The organism is Ruegeria sp. AD5, from assembly GCF_056542345.1.
The window spans coordinates 1-1399 of the sequence record NZ_JBQFZR010000018.1; the positions used below are offsets into that span (position 1 = coordinate 1).

General features: G+C 58.0%; 1 protein-coding gene and 1 pseudogene. One reads left to right on the forward strand and one right to left on the reverse strand.

Annotated features, from left to right (window positions below):
- Nucleotides 1-191, forward strand: a pseudogene (locus tag ACR0JG_RS20755) (integrase); the annotation flags it as partial.
- 234 nt (nucleotides 192-425) lie between these two features.
- On the opposite strand, the gene ACR0JG_RS20760 reads toward ACR0JG_RS20755, so the two are convergent.
- Nucleotides 426-1183 (reverse strand): IS5 family transposase gene (locus ACR0JG_RS20760; protein WP_480506721.1). Its coding sequence is split into 2 segments (ribosomal slippage): nucleotides 426-859 and nucleotides 859-1183, totalling 759 coding nucleotides; the frame shifts between segments, so codons are not numbered across the junction.
- Nucleotides 1184-1399 lie beyond the last annotated feature (216 nt).

Sequence of the window (1399 nt, forward strand, 5' to 3'; positions counted from 1 at the left end):
GTGCCGTAGACGCTCGCCTCTACGGCACACATTCGATGAGGCGTACGAAGGTTACCCAGATCTACAAGAAGACCGGCAACTTGCGGGCGGTTCAGCTTCTCCTCGGCCACACCAAGATGGACAGCACGGTCCGATACCTTGGGGTGGAGCTTGAGGATGCTTTGGCGATTGCCGAGGCCATAGAAATCTAAACGCTGTGGGCCGCTCTCGCGGGCGGCCCTAAGGCGACCTCCAACAACCAGCTGAGATGCTGCGTTTGCATCCCGCTTTCCAGACATTCGCCGCGGATGCGAGACTACTCCGACGCTAAATTCAACTAGCAACGTCTTTCCTGTCTCGGACGCGCCCGTGAACACCACGATCAGTTGTTGCTGGAGATCACGATTGACGTTGTTCTAGCAAGCCGCACTGATTAGGGTCAGGATTCATAACCAATATATGACGAGAGCGGCGAGCGCGATGGCCGAGAGGAAGACCTTTGGGGATCGGTCATAGCGTGTTGCCACGCGCCGCCAATCCTTGAGCCTGCCGAACATGATCTCGATGCGGTTGCGCCGTTTGTATCGCCGCTTGTCGTATTTGACTGGTGCCTTGCGCTTCTTCCGGCCAGGGATGCAGGCGCGTATCCCTTTGTCTTTTAACGCATCCCTGAACCAGTCGGCGTCATAGCCGCGGTCTCCGAGTAGCCAGTCGACTTTTGGCAGACTGCTGAGTAACGCCCGTGCGCCGGTGTAATCGCTGACCTGCCCGGCAGTGACGAATAGATTAAGCGGCCGCCCCTGGCTGTCGCAGATGGCGTGCAGCTTCGTGTTCATGCCACCCTTGGTCCGACCAATCAGGCGTCCACGCCCCCCTTTTTCGCGGCCATGCTGGTCGCGGTGCGGTGGGCCTTTAGATACGTCGCGTCGATCATCACGGTCTTTTCCTCGCCATGTTCGGCGGCCAGGCCGACCATCATCCGCGCGAAGATGCCTTTCTCGCTCCATCGTTTCCACCGGCTGTACAGCGTCTTATGCGGTCCGTATTCCTTGGGAGCGTCGCGCCAGCGCAACCCGTTGCGATTGACGAAGATAATCCCGCTCAGCACTCTCTTGTCATCGACCCGTGGCTTGCCGTGCGACTTCGGGAAGAAAGGGGAAAGCCTGGCCATCTGCTCGTCGGTCAGCCAGTAAAGGTCGCTCATATCACCACTCCATTTTAGAAGCCGTGAATCACGCAGCGAGTTGAAAATCAATGCGTCCTGACCCTAAGATCTTCGACACCGCGCAGGAACAGCGTTCCGGGATCAATGGCGTGGCAGAAATCGAATGTCTCGGTGTCGCAGCAGATCACGGTGTGAAAATCCTGCGTCGCAGGATCGGCCATGTGGATTGCACGCGCCAGCTTTGTCTTGCCGGTT